The organism is Microbacterium sp. DWRC1-3 (genome assembly GCF_049896645.1).
In the GTDB taxonomy this organism is placed as follows: Bacteria; Actinomycetota; Actinomycetes; order Actinomycetales; family Microbacteriaceae; genus Microbacterium; species Microbacterium maritypicum.
The window spans coordinates 1,617,181-1,633,092 of sequence record NZ_JAFCUS010000001.1 but is presented as its reverse complement, the minus strand read 5'-3'; the positions used below and the strand labels follow the sequence as shown (position 1 = coordinate 1,633,092).

Sequence of the window (15,912 nt, the reverse complement as noted above, 5' to 3'; positions counted from 1 at the left end):
CATGGCTCTCAAGTCAAAGTCTGACGCCCGCGCGCGTCGTCACGCCCGCCTTCGCAAGAAGGTCGTCGGCACCGAGGCGCGTCCGCGTCTCGTCGTCAACCGCTCGGCCCGCCACGTCTTCGTGCAGCTGGTCGACGACAGCAAGGGTCACACCGTGGCGTCGGCATCGACGCTCGAGACCGACCTGCGTTCGCTCGAGGGTGACAAGACCGCCAAGGCCCGCAAGGTCGGCGAGCTCCTCGCCGAGCGTGCGAAGGCTGCCGGCGTTTCCGAGGCAGTGTTCGACCGTGGCGGCAACCGCTACGCCGGTCGTGTCGCCGCCATCGCCGACGGCGCCCGCGAGGGGGGTCTGGCACTGTGAGTGACAACAAGGAGAACGAAGTGACCGAAGCGGCTGCTGCCACTTCCGAGACGGCTGCCGGCACCACGCAGGCTGAGCCGGCTCGCGATTCGCGTGATGGCCGCCGCGGCGGTCGTGACCGCAACCAGGGTGGCGGTCGTGACCGCAACTCGCGTGACCGTGGCGACAACCAGTTCCTGGAGCGCGTCGTCACCATCAACCGCGTCTCGAAGGTCGTGAAGGGTGGTCGTCGCTTCAGCTTCACCGCCCTCGTGGTCGTCGGTGACGGCAACGGTCTGGTCGGTGTCGGTTACGGCAAGGCTCGCGAGGTCCCTCTGGCGATCTCGAAGGGTGTCGAAGAGGCCAAGCGCAACTTCTTCCGCGTGCCGCGCGTCGGCAGCACCATCCCGCACCCCGTGCAGGGTGAGGCCGCCGCTGGTGTGGTCCTGCTCCGTCCGGCCGCTGCCGGTACCGGTGTTATCGCCGGTGGTCCCGTCCGCGCCGTGCTCGAGTGCGCCGGAATCCACGACGTGCTGTCGAAGTCGCTCGGCTCGTCGAACACGATCAACATCGTGCACGCGACGGTCACCGCCCTGAAGCAGCTCGAGGAGCCTCGTGCGGTCGCCGCACGTCGTGGCCTCGAGTTCGACCAGGTCGCCCCTGCGCGTCTCGTGCGCGCCGAGGCCGAGGCCATCGCCGCACAGAAGGTAGGTGCCTGATGGCCGCGCGACTGAAGGTCACGCAGATCAAGTCCAAGGTGAGCGAGAAGCAGAACCAGCGTGACACGCTGCGCAGCCTCGGTCTGAAGCGGATCGGTGACACCACCGTTCGCCCCGACGACGCGCAGACGCGCGGTTACGTCAAGACCGTCGCACACCTCGTCAAGGTTGAGGAGATCGACTAATGGCTGAGAAGAACGAGGCCGTCGAGGCTGAGAAGGCCACGAAGAAGGCTGCAGCTCCCAAGGCTGCTGCCGAGAAGAAGCCGGCTGCGAAGAAGGCTCCGGCCAAGACCGCTGCCGCTGCCGCCAAGGATGATGGCGCTGCCAAGAAGCCGGCTGCCAAGAAGGCAACGCCTGCGAAGGATGCTCCGGCATCCCGCCCCGGCGTGCTGAAGGTGCACCACCTGCGTCCCGTCCCCGGATCCAACACCGCCAAGACTCGCGTCGGCCGTGGTGAGGGCTCCAAGGGTAAGACCGCTGGTCGTGGAACCAAGGGCACCAAGGCGCGCAACACCGTTCGCGTCGGCTTCGAGGGTGGGCAGATGCCTCTGCACATGCGCACCCCGAAGCTGCGCGGGTTCAAGAACCCGTTCCGCGTGGAGTACCAGGTCGTGAACCTGGAGAAGCTCGCGGAGCTGTACCCGAAGGGTGGCGATGTCACCATCGGCGACCTGGTCGCCAAGGGTGCCGTTCGCAAGAACGAGAAGGTCAAGGTTCTCGGAAACGGCGACATCGCCGTGAAGCTCACCGTTTCGGTCGACAAGGTCTCGGGTTCTGCCGAGCAGAAGATCGTCGCGGCTGGCGGATCCGTCAAGTAACCGCACAGCAAGAGGGGCCGGAGAATCTCCGGCCCCTCTTGTGGTTTCACACTCCGAGACCTCGCTCTGGGGCCGCATCCGGCGGGCCTGGTATCGGTGGCGAATTCCGGGAAGCCCGGTTTGCGTTACCCTGGTCTTTCAGCCGTCCTTCGGGAATCGGCAACCTTTTCAGGAGGAACGTCCTTGTTTAGCGCCATCGCGCGGATCTTCCGCACCCCCGACCTGCGTCGGAAGATCGGTTTCACTCTCGCCATCGTTGCGATCTACCGGCTCGGTTCCAACGTGCCGGCGCCGTTCGTGAACTTCCCGAACGTCGAAGAGTGTCTCGCCGCCAACGCGGGCACAGATGGCCTGCTCGGACTGGTCAACCTCTTCTCCGGCGGCGCGCTGCTGCAGCTGTCGATCTTCGCGCTCGGCGTCATGCCGTACATCACCGCGACGATCATCACGCAGCTCCTGCGCGTGGTCATCCCGCACTTCGAGGCGCTGCACAAGGAAGGACAGGCCGGCCAGGCCCGTCTGACCCAGTACACGCGTTACCTCACCATCGCCCTCGCGCTGCTCCAGTCGACGACTCTCGTCACGGTCGCGCGCAGCGGTCAGCTCTTCGGCACGACCGATCTCGCGGCCTGCCAGCAGCTCCTGACGAACGACGTGTGGTGGGCACAGCTGCTCATCATCATGGCGATGACGGCCGGTACCGGTCTGATCATGTGGTTCGCCGAGCTCGTCACCGAGCGCGGCATCGGCAACGGCATGTCGCTGCTCATCTTCACCTCGATCGCCGCGACGTTCCCCGGCGCGATGTGGACGATCTGGGAGAGCAAGGGCTTCGAGGTCTTCCTGCTCGTTCTGCTGGTCGGAATCATCGTGATGGGGCTCGTCGTGTTCGTCGAGCAGTCCCAGCGACGCATCCCGGTGCAGTACGCCAAGCGCATGGTCGGTCGGCGCACCTACGGGGGCACGAACACCTACATCCCGATCAAGGTGAACATGGCGGGTGTGATCCCCGTGATCTTCGCCTCGTCGTTGCTGTACATCCCGGCACTCATCGCGCAGTTCAACACCCCGCAGGACGGATCGACTCCGGCTGCCTGGGTGACCTGGATCACGACGAACTTCACCACGGGCAACAGCCCGGTCTACATGGCCGCGTACTTCCTGCTGATCATCGGGTTCACGTACTTCTACGTGGCGATCACGTTCAACCCGGTCGAGGTCGCGGACAACATGAAGAAGTACGGCGGGTTCATCCCCGGCATCCGTGCGGGCCGCCCGACGGCCGAGTACCTCGACTACGTGCTCACCCGCATCACGCTTCCGGGCTCCCTGTACCTCGGTCTGATCGCGCTCATCCCGCTCATCGCTCTGGCCACCGTCGGCGCCAACCAGAACTTCCCGTTCGGTGGTGCGTCGATCCTCATCATCGTCGGTGTGGGTCTCGAGACGGTCAAGCAGATCGACGCGCAGCTGCAGCAGCGACACTACGAAGGGCTCCTCCGATGACAGCATCCGCACGTCTTCTCATCGTCGGCCCGCAGGGCTCCGGCAAGGGCACGCAGGGCGTGCGCATCGCCGAGTCCTACGGCATCCCGGTCGTCTCGACCGGCGACATCTTCCGCGCGAACATCAAGGAGGGGACGCCCCTCGGCCAGCAGGTCACGGCGATCCTCGACAAGGGTGACCTCGTCCCGGATGAGCTGACCAGCGAGATCGTGCGCGACCGCCTGTCGCAGGAAGACGCCGCTCACGGGTTCCTCCTCGACGGCTACCCGCGCAACACCGCGCAGGTCGCCCACCTCGAGTCGTTCCTCGCCGAGCGGGGGCAGGCGCTCGACGCCGTCATCCTCCTCGACGTGCCGCGTGAGGAGAGCCTGCAGCGTCTGACGCTCCGTGCGACCGAGCAGGGCCGCTCCGACGACACCCCGGAGGCCATCGGCCACCGTCTCGACATCTACGAGCGCGAGACCGCCCCGATCCTCGAGGTCTACGGCGCCAAGGGCATCGTCGACCGCATCGACGGTGTGGGTTCGCTCGACGAGATCACCGAGCGCATCGGCGAGGCGCTGACGGCGCGCGGCCTGCGTCTCGCGGCCTCCGCCTCCTGAGATGTTCCGCCGGTCGATCTACAAGACCCCGGCTCAGCTGCGAGCCATGGTCGAGCCCGGGCTCATCACGGCCGCGGCACTGGATGCCGTCCGCCCGCTGATCAAGGCCGGCGTCACCACGCTCGAGCTCGACACGGTGGCGAACCGCACGATCCTCGCCCGTGGCGCTGAGTCGAACTTCCAGCTGGTGCGCGGCTACCACCACACCACCTGCATCTCGGTGAACGAGCAGGTCGTCCACGGCATCCCGGGGGAGCGGGTGCTGCAGCCCGGCGACATCGTGTCGGTCGACTGCGGCGCGCAGTTCCGCGGATGGAACGGCGACAGCGCGATCACCGTGGTCGTGCCCGACCCGGAGCGGCCTGAGCTGGTCGCACGCCGTGAAGAGCTCTCCCGCGTCACCGAAGGCTCTCTGTGGGCGGGAATCGCGGCCATGGCGTCCGTATCGTCGATCGACGAGATCGGTGCGGCCATCCAGGACTACATCGAGGCACAGGGGCCGTCCGCGGTCTCCGGCGAGCCCTACGGGATCCTGCGCGAGTACGTCGGTCACGGCATCGGTCGCAAGATGCATGAGGCCCCCAGCGTCTTCAACTACCGCACCCCCGACCGCGGCGAAGACGTGAAGCCCGGACTCGTGCTCGCCATCGAGCCGATGGTCACCGCCGGCGGAGATGCGACCTTCATCGAAGAGGACGACTGGACCGTCACGACGGTGGACGGCACGGACGGCTCCCATTGGGAACATAGCGTCGCCCTGCATGATGGGGGTATCTGGGTGCTGACTGCGCCCGATGGTGGAAGAGCCGGACTCGCCCCGTTCGGGGTCGAGCCTCGAGAGATCGGAAAGTAATGGCAGCGGCGAAGAGCAACACCAACTGGTTCGCGATCGGCGTCTCGATCGCCGTCGTCGTGGTGCTGGTGGCGATCGGTGGACTCGTGGTGTTCCTCAACAACCAGGCCACGTCGCCTGGCGTGGCGCCCACCGCGAACGACACCTTCGACCCGGAGACCGGCGCGATCTCGTTCGGCGACGGGGAAGACACCATCGCCGTGTTCGTCGACTTCCAGTGCCCCGTGTGCAAGACCTTCGAGGACCAGTTCGGCCCCCAGCTCGAGGCCGCGGCCGCCGACGGCCGCATCACCCTCGAGTACCACCCCATCGCGATCCTCGACCGCTTCTCGCAGGGAACGGAATTCTCCTCGCGCTCGGCCGGTGCCGCGTTCTGCGTCGCCGAGTCGAACCCCGAGCTGTACCTCGACTTCGCCAAGACGCTGTTCGAGAACCAGCCCGCGGAGAACTCTTCCGGTCTGACCAACGACCAGCTCGCCGGCTTCGCGACCCAGGTGGGTGCGGATGACGCGGTCTCCTGCATCACCGACGAGACGTACCGCAAGTTCGGTGCCGCGCAGGCGAAGTCCCACGAGATCGCCGGTACGCCGACGGTGGACATCAACGGCACGCGCCTCAACCTGCAGGACCAGGCCGACCTGAAGAAGTTCACCGACCTGATCAGCTGAGCCGGCGGCTTCCCGCCTCTGGCGGTCAAGTTGCCGGATGGCTCCGGAGCGTCTAACATAGATCTTTGGTGCTTTGTGCCTTGATTCGGCGTGTCCGGCGGTGCAGCACCACAAACCAACCACCCACCGCAGATCGACCGATCTGCAGAAGCGTCAGCGAGGCTATGGCTAAGAAAGACGGTGTCATCGAGATCGAGGGCGTGATCTCCGAGGCTCTGCCCAACGCGATGTTCCGCGTTGAGCTCAGCAACGGGCACAAGGTCCTTGCAACGATCTCCGGCAAGATGCGGCAGAACTACATCCGTATCATCCCCGAGGACCGTGTGGTCGTGGAGCTCAGCCCCTACGACCTGACCCGCGGCCGTATCGTCTACCGCTACCGCTGATCGGTCGAGAAGTAACGGCCTGCCCCTGTCCGGGGCGGTACGAAGACAGCGAACAGGAAACATCATGAAGGTCAACCCCAGCGTCAAGCCCATCTGCGATCACTGCAAGGTGATCCGCCGTCACGGCCGCGTCATGGTGATCTGCAAGAGCAACCCGCGTCACAAGCAGCGCCAGGGCTGAGTCCCCGGCGGGCCCGCCGATCCGTTCGACGGGCCTGAGCTGCGCGGCATCGCTCACGCACATCTCACAACTGAAAACACACAACGGCAGGATCAGAACCCGCGCAAGCGGGGGACACCTCGGGCGGAGGCCCGGGCACCGATCCTGTTCCATACCTCCACAACACCCAGGAGAACCGCATGGCACGTCTTGCCGGCGTTGACATCCCGCGCGACAAGCGCGTGGTGATCGCCCTTACCTACATCTACGGCGTCGGCCGTACCCGCTCGGTCGAGATCCTCAAGGCGACGGAGATCGACGAGAGCATCCGCGTGAAGGACCTCAGCGACGACCAGCTGATCGCCCTCCGCGACCACATCGAAGGCAACTACAAGGTGGAGGGTGACCTGCGCCGCGAGGTTGCAGCAGACATCCGCCGCAAGGTCGAGATCGGCTCCTACGAGGGCATCCGCCACCGTCGTGGTCTCCCGGTCCGTGGTCAGCGCACCAAGACCAACGCCCGTACCCGCAAGGGCCCGAAGCGCACCGTCGCAGGCAAGAAGAAGGCCCGCTAAGCGCGGCCTCAGGGACTAGGAGAACACTTTCATGGCTGCACCCAAGGCCGCCGCGCGCAAGCCGCGCCGCAAGGAAAAGAAGAACATCGCGCTGGGCCAGGCCCACATCAAGTCGACGTTCAACAACACCATCGTCTCGATCACCGACCCGTCCGGCGCCGTCATCGCCTGGGCTTCGTCGGGTGGCGTGGGCTTCAAGGGCTCCCGCAAGTCGACCCCGTACGCCGCCGGCATGGCTGCCGAGTCGGCAGCCCGCCAGGCTGCGGAGCACGGCGTCAAGAAGGTCGATGTCCTCGTGAAGGGTCCGGGCTCCGGCCGCGAGACCGCGATCCGCTCGCTGCAGGCCGCCGGCCTCGAGGTGGGTTCGATCCAGGACGTCACCCCGCAGGCGCACAACGGCTGCCGTCCGCCGAAGCGTCGCCGCGTCTGATTCGCGTGTCGAGCCGCTCGGTCCCTCCGTGGTCCGAGCGGCTCGACGCCCGCGTGCGGGCATCGACTTCCACAACTCAAGACCTCACCCCACCACATGTCATATAGCGGGCATGTGATCGAAAGGAACACAGAGTGCTTATTGCACAGCGTCCCACACTGACCGAGGAAAAGATCGTCGAGAACCGTAGCCGGTTCATCATCGAGCCTCTGGAGCCTGGCTTCGGTTACACGATCGGCAACGCGCTGCGCCGCAGCCTGCTGTCGTCGATCCCCGGTGCTGCTGTCACCAGCGTTCGCATCGACGGCGTGCTGCACGAGTTCAGCACCATCCCCGGCGTGAAGGAGGATGTCACCGAGATCATCCTCAACATCAAGCAGCTCGTCGTCTCGTCGGAGCGCGATGAGCCCATCACCGCGTACCTGCGCAAGACCGGTTCGGGCGAAGTCACCGCCGCTGACATCTCGGCTCCGGCCGGTGTCGAGATCCAGAACCCCGAGCTCGTCATCGCGACCCTCAACGAGACCGCGAAGTTCGAGCTCGAGCTCACGATCGAGCGTGGCCGTGGCTACGTCTCGGCGACGCAGAACCGCAACGAGTACGCCGAGGCCGGTCAGATTCCGATCGACTCGATCTACTCGCCGGTCCTCAAGGTCAGCTACCGCGTCGACGCGACCCGTGCCGGGGAGCGCACCGACTTCGACAAGCTCGTCCTCGACGTCGAGACCAAGTCGGCGATCAGCCCCCGCGACGCCGTCGCTTCGGCTGCCAAGACGCTCACCGAGCTGTTCGGTCTCGCCCGCGAGCTGAACGTCGAGGCCGAGGGCATCGAGATCGGCCCGGCGCCGGTGGAGGCAGTGAACTCCAGCGAGCTGTCGATGCCGATCGAGGACCTCGACCTGTCGGTCCGCTCGTACAACTGCCTGAAGCGTGAGGGCATCAACACCGTTTCTGAGCTCGTCGCCCTGTCGGAGACGCAGCTCATGAACATCCGCAATTTCGGCCAGAAGTCGGTCGACGAGGTGCGCGACAAGCTCATCTCGCTCGGTCTGTCGCTCAAGGATTCGGTGCCCGGTTTCGACGGCGCCCACTTCTACGGCGGCAGCGAAGACGAGTCCTTCTGATACCCGACCTTTCTGACCAGGAGCTAGACGATTATGCCCAAGCCCACTAAGGGTCCCCGCCTCGGAGGCGGCCCCGCACACGAGCGCCTGATGCTTGCCAACCTCGCGGCGGCGCTCTACACCCACAAGTCGATCAAGACGACCGAGACCAAGGCCAAGCGCCTTCGCCCGCTCGCCGAGCGTCTGATCACCTTCGCCAAGCGTGGCGACCTGCACGCGCGTCGTCGCGTGCTGTCGGTCATCGGTGACAAGGAAGTCGTGCACGTCCTGTTCTCCGAGATCGCGCCGCTCGTCGCTGACCGTGAGGGTGGCTACACCCGCATCACGAAGGTCGGCAACCGCAAGGGCGACAATGCTCCGATGGCCGTGATCGAGCTCGTTCTCGAGCCCGTCACCCCGAAGGCGAAGTCGGCCAAGAAGGCTGCTGCCGCTCCCAAGGCCGAGAAGGCTGAGAAGCCGGCCGAGGTCGTCGAGGAGGCTCCGGTCGAGGAGGCTCCCGCCGAGGAGACCGTCGACGCCGGCGCCGAGTCGCAGGCCGAGGGCGAAGCAGCCGAGGCTGCCGCCGAGGACGCTGTCGAGAAGAAGTCCGAGTAAGCACTTCACTCACGAAGAAGCCCGCCACCCCGTAAGGGATGGCGGGCTTCTTCGTGTATCCGGCGGTGTTCTCAGCGGGCGCGAAGGTCTTTGCGCAGGATCTTCCCCGAGCTCGACTTCGGGATCACGTCGATGAACTCCACCTGCCGCACCTTCTCGTGCGGCGCGACGTGCGAGGTGACGTGCGCCATGACCGCGTCGGCGTCGAGGTCGGCATCCGGCTGTCGCACGACGAAGGCCTTGGGCACCTCCTGCCCATCGTCATCGAACGCGCCGATCACCGCGGCGTCCGCGATGGCGGGGTGCTCGAGCAGCACCGCCTCCAGCACGGCCGGCGCGACCTGATAGCCCTTGTACTTGATGAGTTCCTTGAGCCGGTCGACGATCCGGTAGATGCCGTCGTGGGTGACCGTGGCGACATCGCCGGTGTGCAGCCAGCCGTCGGCGTCGAGCATCTCGGCCGTGGCGTCCGGGCGGTTGAGGTAGCCGACCATCACCTGCGGTCCGCGCACCCACAGCTCGCCGGGCTCGCTCGCACCCTCTGCGGGCACCGCCACGTCTTCACCCGAGTCGGGGTCGACGAGTCGTGCCTCGGTGTTCGGTACGAGCGGGCCGATGGTCGAGCGGTCGATTTCGGTGCGCGCTTCGGAGATCAGATTCACGGCGGGGCTGGTCTCGGTCATGCCGTAGCCCTGGGTGACGATGCAGCCCAGGCGGTTCGCGACGGCGGATGCCAGCGTGCCGTCGAGAGGGGCGGCGCCGGAGAAGATGACCTTCACCGCCGAGAGGTCGTACTGGTCGACGATCGGGTGCTTCGCGAGGGCGACGGCGATCGGGGGAGCGACGAAGACCCAGCTCGTGCGGTGCTCGGCGATGATGCGCAGGAACTCGGGGAGGTCGAACCTCGGCATCGTCACGAGCCCGGCCCGCTGGCGCAGCGCGAAGTTCAGCAGCACCGTCATGCCGTAGATGTGGAAGAAGGGCAGCACGGCCAGCACGCGATCGCTCGCATCGACGCCGAGCACCGGCTGGCACTGGGACACGTTGGCGACCAGGTTCCGGTGGGTGAGCATCACGCCCTTGGGGCGTCCGGTCGTTCCCGAGGAATAGGGGAGGACGGCCAGATGCGTCGACGGGTCGAACGACACGTCCGGTGCCTGGCGCCCCTCACCGAGAAGCGCCGGGAGGGAGGGGTGGCCTTCGGCGCCGTCGAGCACGATGACGTGGTCGGCGTCGAATCCGAGCCTCTCGGCGGCGGCCTGTGCACCGGGAAGCAAAGGCGACACGGTCACGAGCCAGGTCGCGCCCGCATCGGTGAGCTGGTTCGCGATCTCGTCTGCCGTGTAGAGCGAGTTGATGGTGGTGGCCGTGGCGCCCGCGCGAAGGATGCCGTGGAACACGGTGGCGAACGCGGGGACGTTCGGGCAGAGCACACCGACCGTGGTGCCCACTCCGACACCGCGCGCCGCGAGGGCACCGGCGAACAGATCGATCTGCCCGACGAGCTGCCGGTAAGTGGTGGTCGCCCCGCTCATCCCGTCGACGAGGGCTACGGTGTCGAGCTCGGCTTCGGAGAGGTCGCCGAACAGGAAGTCGTGGATGGAGACCTCGGGGATCTCCACATCGGGATAAGTACTGCGAACCATGCGATCTCCTTCGATCCGGGCAGGCTGACGTCGATGTCGAATGCGATCCAGTGTCGCACAGAATGGCACTGCGTCCCAGGGCTGTGTGCAGGTCAGACGGCGTCGCTGGCGCGGTATCGGGTGCTCGGGCGACCCTTGGTCGCGTAGTCGAGCGCGCGCGTCGCCCTTCCCGATGCGGCGAGGTGCTCGAGGTAGCGCCTGGCACTGACCCGGGAGATGTCCAGGTCCTCACCGATCTCGGTGGCCGAGGCGTCGGGGCGTGCGACGAGCGCCGCAGAGACACGGTCGAGCGTCTCGGAGCTGAGCCCCTTGGGCAGTCCGAGGCGCTGCCGGAAGGCGATGATCGCGTCAGCTGCCTCGACTCGTCGCACCACATCATGCAGCTCGGTGTGATCGCGCAGCAGGAGGGTGGCCCCGATTCCTCCGCGGTCGGCCTCGCTCCCGGTGCTGCGGGCCACGAGCACGTGCGATCCCACGATCACCGGCCGACCGGCGGACTCGCCCTCCCGCAGCACCGTCGAGAGCTCCGTGCCCAGCACTTCGGCGGCGAGCTCGCCGTCGAGGTCGGCGGCGTCCCTGTCCAGGAAACGGGCGGCGGCATCGTTCACGAGCGTGATCCGTCCGGCGTCGTCCACCGTGATCACACCTTCGCTGAGGCCGTGCAGCGTGGTCTCCTGGTTCTTCACCAGGGCGGCGATCTGATGCGGCTCGAGGCGGTAGATGCGCCGTCGGATGATCGAGGTCACCCATGCGGATCCGAACACCCCGAGCACGGCCGCGGCCAGCATCGCCGAGATCAGCCACACCAGGTTCGCCGAGAACTCCTCGTTGAGCTCGGACTCCAGGATGCCGACGGATGCGGTGCCGATCACGGCGCCCTCGTCGTCGCGGATGGGCACCTTGACCCGCCAGGAGGTGCCGAGCGTGCCGGTCTGCGTGCCGACGTAGACCTCGCCCGAGAGCGGGATCGACGGGTCGGTGGAGACCCTCTCGCCGATGCGCGCCGGATTCGGGTGCGAGTACCGGATGCCGTCGTCGTTGGCCACGACCACATAGGCGAGGTCGGACGCCTCGCGGATGACCTCGGCGATGGGCTGGATCGCGACGGAAGGCTCGGCGTCGTCGAAGGCCGCATGCACGGTGGGAAGCGCTGCGATCGACTGGGCCACAGCCTGCATCCGGTCCTTGTAGGCGTCACGGAGGGCGTGCTCCTGGAACGCGCCGGCCACGATGCCGGTCGCAAGGGTCACCAGGAACACGATCAGCGCCTGCAGCACGAGCAGCTGCACGCGGAGCGTCATCTTCGAGGCCACCTGCTCATTGTCGCCCCTCGCCGCGTGCGGTGCGAGCGCGGGAGAGCGCTGCTCGCGACCAATAGTTCCGAAACTCCGACCAATGGTTTCCGAAGCCGCACCGCGGGTGTCCCACGCTCCAGGGTGGAGCGACAGCATCACAACGCTCAAGGAGGAGCGCACATGAAGAACGCACGCATCGCACCCCCCGCCCGCATCGGAACGTGGGCCGCAATGGCCGCGGTCGCAGCCCTCGCCCTCACCTCGTGCGCCGGCGGCAGTGCCGCGACCGACGACGGCGGAGGGGAATCCGAAGCGGCCACGATCACCGACGTCTCGATCGTCGTCCCGGCCGACCCCGGCGGGGGATGGGACCAGACCGGACGAGCGCTGTCGCAGGTGCTCACCCAGGACGACCTCGTCGCCTCCGCCCCGGTGACCAACGTGGGCGGCGCCGGTGGCACGGTCGGCCTCGCTCAGCTCGCCAACGAGAAGGACCCGAACACCCTCATGGTGATGGGTCTGGTCATGGTCGGAGCAGTCGAGACCAACGCCTCGGCGGTGCGGATCGAGGACACCACCCCGATCGCCCGCCTGACGGACGAGCCGCTCGTCGTCGTCGTACCGGCGGACTCGAAGTACGACACCCTCGAAGACCTCGTGGAGGACATCGTCGACAACGGTCAGTCGGTCACCGTCACGGGCGGGTCCGCGGGAGGCGCCGACCACATCCTCGCCGGGCTCATGCTCGAGGAGGCAGGGCTGGACGGTGCGGAGATCGCCGAGAAGCTGAACTACACCCCGAACTCCGGCGGCGGTGAGGCGGTTCCGCTGCTCATCGGCGGGAAGGTCTCCGCGGGCATCTCGGGTGTGGGCGAGTTCGCCCAGCACATCGAGAGCGGCGCGCTGAAGGCGCTGGCGGTGTCGAGCGAGGAGCCGGTGTCGCAGCTCCCCGACGTCCCGACCATCACGGAGGAAGGCTACGACGTCGTCCTGACGAACTGGCGCGGGGTGATCGCCCCCGGTGGGATCTCGGACGGAGAGAAGGACGAGCTGGTCCGTGTGATCACCGAGCTCCACGAGTCGGAGGCATGGACCGAGCAGCTGGAGACCAAGGGATGGACCGACGCGTTCCTGGTCGGTGCGGACTTCGACGAGTTCCTCACCGGGAACATCGAAGAGGTCACCGCGACGCTGAAGAACATCGGCCTGGTGCAGTGACATGACGGTCCCCGCATCGTCGGGGACCGGGGAGCAGGGGGTGCGGGTCGACCACGGCGGTCGGCCCGCACGCCGCACTTCCTCCGTCCCCATCGGCGAACTCGTGTTCGCCGGAATCATGGTTGCGCTCGGCGCCTTCGCCGTCGTCGGCATCTTCCTGATCCACGTCCCCGTCGGCATGAAAGCCGGCCCGACGGTCTTCCCGATCTTCGTCTCCGTCATCCTGCTCGCCTCCGCGGTCGCGGTCCTGATCGGGGTGCTGCGCGGCGAACGCGGCGGTGCGGAGGAGGCGGAGGACATCGATGAGAGCCTGCCGACCGACTGGGTCACCCTCGCCAAGCTGGCGGGTCTCGTCGTCGCCCACCTGCTCCTGATCGAGCCGCTGGGGTGGGCGCCCGCGGCCGCCCTGCTGTTCGGCGGGGTCGCGTGGTCGCTCGCCGCCAAGCGCTGGTGGATGGCCTTCCTCATCGGGATCGCGGTCGCGCTCGTGATCCAGGTCGTGTTCGGCGGTCTGCTCGGCCTGTCGCTGCCCTGGGGTCCCGCTCTCGGCTGGCTCGGAAGGATGTTCTGATGGACAGTTGGACCCTGCTTCTGGAGGGTTTCGCGACCGCGCTGCAGCCGCAGTACCTCGCGTTCGCCTTCCTCGGCGTCTTCGTCGGCACCGCGGTGGGAGTGCTCCCGGGCATCGGCCCCGCCATGACGGTGGCGCTGCTGCTTCCCCTCACCTACACGCTCGATCCCGCCGCCGCGCTGATCACCTTCGCGGGCATCTACTACGGGGGCATGTACGGCGGCTCGACGACGAGCATCCTCCTGAACACGCCGGGGGAGTCGGCCTCGATAGTCACGGCGATCGAGGGCAACAAGATGGCCAGGATGGGGCGCGGTGCCGCCGCGCTCGCGACCGCGGCCATCGGGTCCTTCATCGCCGGCACCCTGGCGACGCTGGGGCTGACGCTGCTGGCTCCGCTGCTCGCGCAGTTCGCGGTGAACCTGGGACCGGCGGACTACGTCGCCCTCATCGTGATCGCGTTCATCACGGTCGGCGCGCTGATCGGCAGCTCGATCTCGCGCGGGATGCTCTCGCTCGGCGTCGGGTTGTTCCTCGGTCTCGTCGGCACCGACTGGCTCTCCGGACAGCAGCGCTACACGCTGGGGCTTCCCGCGTTGTCCGACGGCGTCGACATCGTCCTGGTGGCCGTCGGGCTGTTCGCGGTCGGGGAGACGTTCTACATCGCCGCCCGGTTGCGGCACGGCGGCGTCGACGTGATCCCCGTGACACGCGGGTGGCGCTCCTGGATGACCAAGGCCGATTGGCGGAGGTCATGGAAGCCCTGGCTGCGGGGCACGGCGATCGGCTTCCCGATCGGCACGATCCCGGCGGGCGGCGCCGACGTGGCCACATTCCTGTCCTATGCGACCGAGCGCAAGCTGTCGAAGCACCGCGACGAGTTCGGACGTGGCGCGATCGAAGGGGTCGCCGGTCCGGAGTCGGCCAACAACGCCGCCGCCGCCGGCGTGCTGGTGCCTCTGCTCACGCTCGGCCTGCCGACGACGGCGACCGCGGCGATCATCCTCACGGCGTTCCAGTCGTACGGCATCCAGCCGGGGCCGCTGCTGTTCGAGAGCCAGTCGAACCTGGTGTGGGCGCTGATCGCGAGCCTCTACATCGGCAACGTCATCCTGATCGTGCTGAACCTGCCGCTCGTGGGCATGTGGGTGAAGCTGCTGCAGATCCCGCGGCCGTACCTGTACGCAGGCATCCTGCTGTTCGCGGTGTTCGGGGCGTATGCGTTGCACAGCTCGCCGACGGACATCGTGATCCTGCTGATCGTCGGTGTCCTCGGGTACTTCATGCGCAGGTACGGATACCCGGTGGCACCGCTGGTGGTCGGCATGATCCTGGGGCCGATGGCCGAGGAGCAGCTGCGCAAGGCGCTCCAGCTGAGCCAGGGGGATCTGAGCACGCTGGTCATGCAGCCGTTCGCCGCGATCGCCTACGGCGTGCTCGCGCTGCTGATCGTCGGCGGACTGTGGCTGCGGCGTCGCCAGAGTCGGTACGAGCAGGCGCTGACCGCGTCGATCGCGCTGCCGATGAAGGCGGACTCCGAGGTCTGAGTTCGAGACGGCGGGTACGGGAGGGGAGGCGGCCGCGAGTAGGCTGATCCGGTGAATGACGTACAGGCCCCCGCACGTGGGCCTCGTGCCTACGCGGCGTTCATCGGTATCGGCCTTCTCGCCGGCCTCCTCTCCGGACTCTTCGGCGTGGGCGGTGGCACGGTCATCGTCCCGCTGCTGGTGCTCCTGCTGCACTTCGATCAGCGCCTCGCGGCCGGGACCTCGCTCGCGGCGATCGTGCCCACGGCGAGCGTCGGCGTCATCTCCTACGCCACGACCGGTTCGGTGGCCTGGGTGCCCGCGATCATCCTCGCGGCGGGTGCCGTGGTGGGCGCGCAGATCGGCACACGGCTGCTGCCGCGCATCTCGCAGACGGCGTTGCGGTGGGGTTTCGTCGGCTTCCTGGTCGTCGTGATCGTCAGCCTCTTCCTGGTGATCCCCTCACGCGACGCCGCGTTCGAACTCTCCTGGCTGACCGGCATCGCCCTCGTCGGCGTGGGAATCGGCACCGGAATCCTCGCGGGGCTGATCGGCGTCGGCGGTGGAGTGATCGTCGTACCTGTGCTGATGCTGGCCTTCGGCACGAGCGACCTGGTCGCCAAGGGCACCTCGCTGCTCATGATGATCCCCACCGCCATCTCCGGCACCGTGGGCAACCTCCGCAACCGCAACGTCGACCTGCTCGCGGCGCTGATCATCGGCATCTCGGCCTGCACGACGACCGCGCTCGGGGCGTGGCTGGCCACGATCGTCGACCCGACGCTGGGCAACATGCTCTTCGCGGCATATCTGGTCGTGATCGCGGTGCAGATGGCGATCAAGGCGATCAGAGGCCGCAAGAGCCGCTGAGCTCCGCCT

At 67.2% G+C, this 15,912-nt stretch carries 20 protein-coding genes; 18 read left to right on the top strand and 2 right to left on the bottom strand.

Annotation, left to right across the window (positions count from 1 at the left end; all coding sequences use genetic code 11):
* Position 1: 1 nt before the first annotated feature.
* The 14 genes from rplR to rplQ all read left to right on the top strand — a co-directional run bounded on the left by rplR (position 2) and on the right by rplQ (position 8,777).
* Positions 2 to 361: a 50S ribosomal protein L18 gene (gene rplR / locus ACP699_RS07855; RefSeq protein ID WP_017201578.1), complete on the top strand. Its 360-nt coding sequence runs from the start codon at positions 2 to 4 to the stop codon at positions 359 to 361.
* A gap of 20 nt (positions 362 to 381) precedes the next feature.
* Positions 382 to 1,059 carry a 30S ribosomal protein S5 gene (gene rpsE / locus ACP699_RS07850; protein ID WP_017829196.1) on the top strand — a complete coding sequence of 226 codons (678 nt, stop codon included), beginning with the start codon at positions 382 to 384 and terminating at the stop codon, positions 1,057 to 1,059.
* Positions 1,059 to 1,244, top strand: coding sequence for a 50S ribosomal protein L30 (gene rpmD / locus ACP699_RS07845; RefSeq protein ID WP_017201575.1), 186 nt, complete (start codon positions 1,059 to 1,061; stop codon positions 1,242 to 1,244). The genes rpsE and rpmD overlap by 1 nt, the downstream gene beginning before the upstream one ends.
* Positions 1,244 to 1,879, top strand: coding sequence for a 50S ribosomal protein L15 (gene rplO, locus ACP699_RS07840; RefSeq protein WP_426170439.1), 636 nt, complete (start codon positions 1,244 to 1,246; stop codon positions 1,877 to 1,879). Before rpmD ends, rplO begins: the two co-directional genes overlap by 1 nt.
* 183 nt (positions 1,880 to 2,062) lie before the next feature.
* A complete protein-coding gene (secY, locus tag ACP699_RS07835; protein WP_017829194.1) occupies positions 2,063 to 3,385 on the top strand; it encodes a preprotein translocase subunit SecY in 1,323 nt (440 codons plus the stop codon).
* Positions 3,382 to 3,987 carry an adenylate kinase gene (locus ACP699_RS07830; RefSeq protein WP_055865582.1) on the top strand — a complete coding sequence of 202 codons (606 nt, stop codon included), beginning with the start codon at positions 3,382 to 3,384 and terminating at the stop codon, positions 3,985 to 3,987. Before secY ends, ACP699_RS07830 begins: the two co-directional genes overlap by 4 nt.
* A 1-nt stretch (position 3,988) precedes the next feature.
* Entirely contained in the window at positions 3,989 to 4,840 is an 852-nt protein-coding gene (map, locus tag ACP699_RS07825; protein ID WP_055865579.1) for a type I methionyl aminopeptidase, read from the top strand.
* Positions 4,840 to 5,508 (top strand): DsbA family protein, encoded by a 669-nt coding sequence (locus tag ACP699_RS07820; RefSeq protein ID WP_017829191.1) that lies wholly within the window; start codon positions 4,840 to 4,842, stop codon positions 5,506 to 5,508. The genes map and ACP699_RS07820 overlap by 1 nt, the downstream gene beginning before the upstream one ends.
* 164 nt (positions 5,509 to 5,672) lie before the next feature.
* Positions 5,673 to 5,894: a translation initiation factor IF-1 gene (gene infA / locus ACP699_RS07815; RefSeq protein WP_017201569.1), complete on the top strand. Its 222-nt coding sequence runs from the start codon at positions 5,673 to 5,675 to the stop codon at positions 5,892 to 5,894.
* A gap of 64 nt (positions 5,895 to 5,958) precedes the next feature.
* Positions 5,959 to 6,075, top strand: coding sequence for a 50S ribosomal protein L36 (gene rpmJ, locus ACP699_RS07810; protein WP_005050492.1), 117 nt, complete (start codon positions 5,959 to 5,961; stop codon positions 6,073 to 6,075).
* A 179-nt stretch (positions 6,076 to 6,254) separates the two neighbouring features.
* Positions 6,255 to 6,629, top strand: coding sequence for a 30S ribosomal protein S13 (gene rpsM / locus ACP699_RS07805; RefSeq protein WP_017829190.1), 375 nt, complete (start codon positions 6,255 to 6,257; stop codon positions 6,627 to 6,629).
* Positions 6,630 to 6,660: 31 nt separating this feature from the next.
* Positions 6,661 to 7,059, top strand: coding sequence for a 30S ribosomal protein S11 (gene rpsK / locus ACP699_RS07800; protein ID WP_017829189.1), 399 nt, complete (start codon positions 6,661 to 6,663; stop codon positions 7,057 to 7,059).
* Between the two features lie 134 nt (positions 7,060 to 7,193).
* Entirely contained in the window at positions 7,194 to 8,183 is a 990-nt protein-coding gene (locus ACP699_RS07795) for a DNA-directed RNA polymerase subunit alpha (RefSeq protein WP_017829188.1), read from the top strand.
* Between the two features lie 33 nt (positions 8,184 to 8,216).
* Entirely contained in the window at positions 8,217 to 8,777 is a 561-nt protein-coding gene (gene rplQ, locus ACP699_RS07790) for a 50S ribosomal protein L17 (protein ID WP_055865573.1), read from the top strand.
* A gap of 71 nt (positions 8,778 to 8,848) precedes the next feature.
* On the opposite strand, the gene ACP699_RS07785 is transcribed toward rplQ, so the two are convergent.
* Positions 8,849 to 10,423 carry an AMP-binding protein gene (locus ACP699_RS07785; protein ID WP_426170432.1) on the bottom strand — a complete coding sequence of 525 codons (1,575 nt, stop codon included), beginning with the start codon at positions 10,421 to 10,423 and terminating at the stop codon, positions 8,849 to 8,851.
* A gap of 92 nt (positions 10,424 to 10,515) precedes the next feature.
* Positions 10,516 to 11,736 carry a PAS domain-containing protein gene (locus ACP699_RS07780; protein WP_426170430.1) on the bottom strand — a complete coding sequence of 407 codons (1,221 nt, stop codon included), beginning with the start codon at positions 11,734 to 11,736 and terminating at the stop codon, positions 10,516 to 10,518.
* Positions 11,737 to 11,898: 162 nt separating this feature from the next.
* Here ACP699_RS07780 and ACP699_RS07775 point away from each other — a divergent pair, with 162 nt between their 5' ends.
* From ACP699_RS07775 to ACP699_RS07760, 4 genes are read left to right on the top strand one after another with little or no spacing between them, the layout of a single operon-like run.
* Positions 11,899 to 12,936 carry a Bug family tripartite tricarboxylate transporter substrate binding protein gene (locus tag ACP699_RS07775; protein ID WP_017829184.1) on the top strand — a complete coding sequence of 346 codons (1,038 nt, stop codon included), beginning with the start codon at positions 11,899 to 11,901 and terminating at the stop codon, positions 12,934 to 12,936.
* Position 12,937: 1 nt separating this feature from the next.
* Entirely contained in the window at positions 12,938 to 13,507 is a 570-nt protein-coding gene (locus ACP699_RS07770; RefSeq protein ID WP_426170428.1) for a tripartite tricarboxylate transporter TctB family protein, read from the top strand.
* A complete protein-coding gene (locus tag ACP699_RS07765) occupies positions 13,507 to 15,054 on the top strand; it encodes a tripartite tricarboxylate transporter permease (protein ID WP_426170426.1) in 1,548 nt (515 codons plus the stop codon). Before ACP699_RS07770 ends, ACP699_RS07765 begins: the two co-directional genes overlap by 1 nt.
* A 51-nt stretch (positions 15,055 to 15,105) precedes the next feature.
* On the top strand, positions 15,106 to 15,903 hold the full coding sequence (locus ACP699_RS07760) for a sulfite exporter TauE/SafE family protein (RefSeq protein ID WP_426170424.1): 798 nt from the start codon (positions 15,106 to 15,108) through the stop codon (positions 15,901 to 15,903).
* Positions 15,904 to 15,912: the final 9 nt, after the last annotated feature.

Excerpts from the sequence above, each read along its gene's own strand:
- rplR (WP_017201578.1), top strand. The coding sequence starts at position 2 with ATGGCTCTCAAGTCAAAGTCTGACGCCCGCGCGCGTCGTCACGCCCGC.
- rpmD (WP_017201575.1), top strand. The coding sequence starts at position 1,059 with ATGGCCGCGCGACTGAAGGTCACGCAGATCAAGTCCAAGGTGAGCGAG.
- rplO (WP_426170439.1), top strand. The coding sequence starts at position 1,244 with ATGGCTGAGAAGAACGAGGCCGTCGAGGCTGAGAAGGCCACGAAGAAG.
- ACP699_RS07830 (WP_055865582.1), top strand. The coding sequence starts at position 3,382 with ATGACAGCATCCGCACGTCTTCTCATCGTCGGCCCGCAGGGCTCCGGC.
- map (WP_055865579.1), top strand. The coding sequence starts at position 3,989 with ATGTTCCGCCGGTCGATCTACAAGACCCCGGCTCAGCTGCGAGCCATG.
- ACP699_RS07820 (WP_017829191.1), top strand. The coding sequence starts at position 4,840 with ATGGCAGCGGCGAAGAGCAACACCAACTGGTTCGCGATCGGCGTCTCG.
- infA (WP_017201569.1), top strand. The coding sequence starts at position 5,673 with ATGGCTAAGAAAGACGGTGTCATCGAGATCGAGGGCGTGATCTCCGAG.
- rpmJ (WP_005050492.1), top strand. The coding sequence starts at position 5,959 with ATGAAGGTCAACCCCAGCGTCAAGCCCATCTGCGATCACTGCAAGGTG.
- rpsM (WP_017829190.1), top strand. The coding sequence starts at position 6,255 with ATGGCACGTCTTGCCGGCGTTGACATCCCGCGCGACAAGCGCGTGGTG.
- rpsK (WP_017829189.1), top strand. The coding sequence starts at position 6,661 with ATGGCTGCACCCAAGGCCGCCGCGCGCAAGCCGCGCCGCAAGGAAAAG.
- rplQ (WP_055865573.1), top strand. The coding sequence starts at position 8,217 with ATGCCCAAGCCCACTAAGGGTCCCCGCCTCGGAGGCGGCCCCGCACAC.
- ACP699_RS07785 (WP_426170432.1), bottom strand. The coding sequence starts at position 10,423 with ATGGTTCGCAGTACTTATCCCGATGTGGAGATCCCCGAGGTCTCCATC.
- ACP699_RS07775 (WP_017829184.1), top strand. The coding sequence starts at position 11,899 with ATGAAGAACGCACGCATCGCACCCCCCGCCCGCATCGGAACGTGGGCC.
- ACP699_RS07770 (WP_426170428.1), top strand. The coding sequence starts at position 12,938 with ATGACGGTCCCCGCATCGTCGGGGACCGGGGAGCAGGGGGTGCGGGTC.
- ACP699_RS07765 (WP_426170426.1), top strand. The coding sequence starts at position 13,507 with ATGGACAGTTGGACCCTGCTTCTGGAGGGTTTCGCGACCGCGCTGCAG.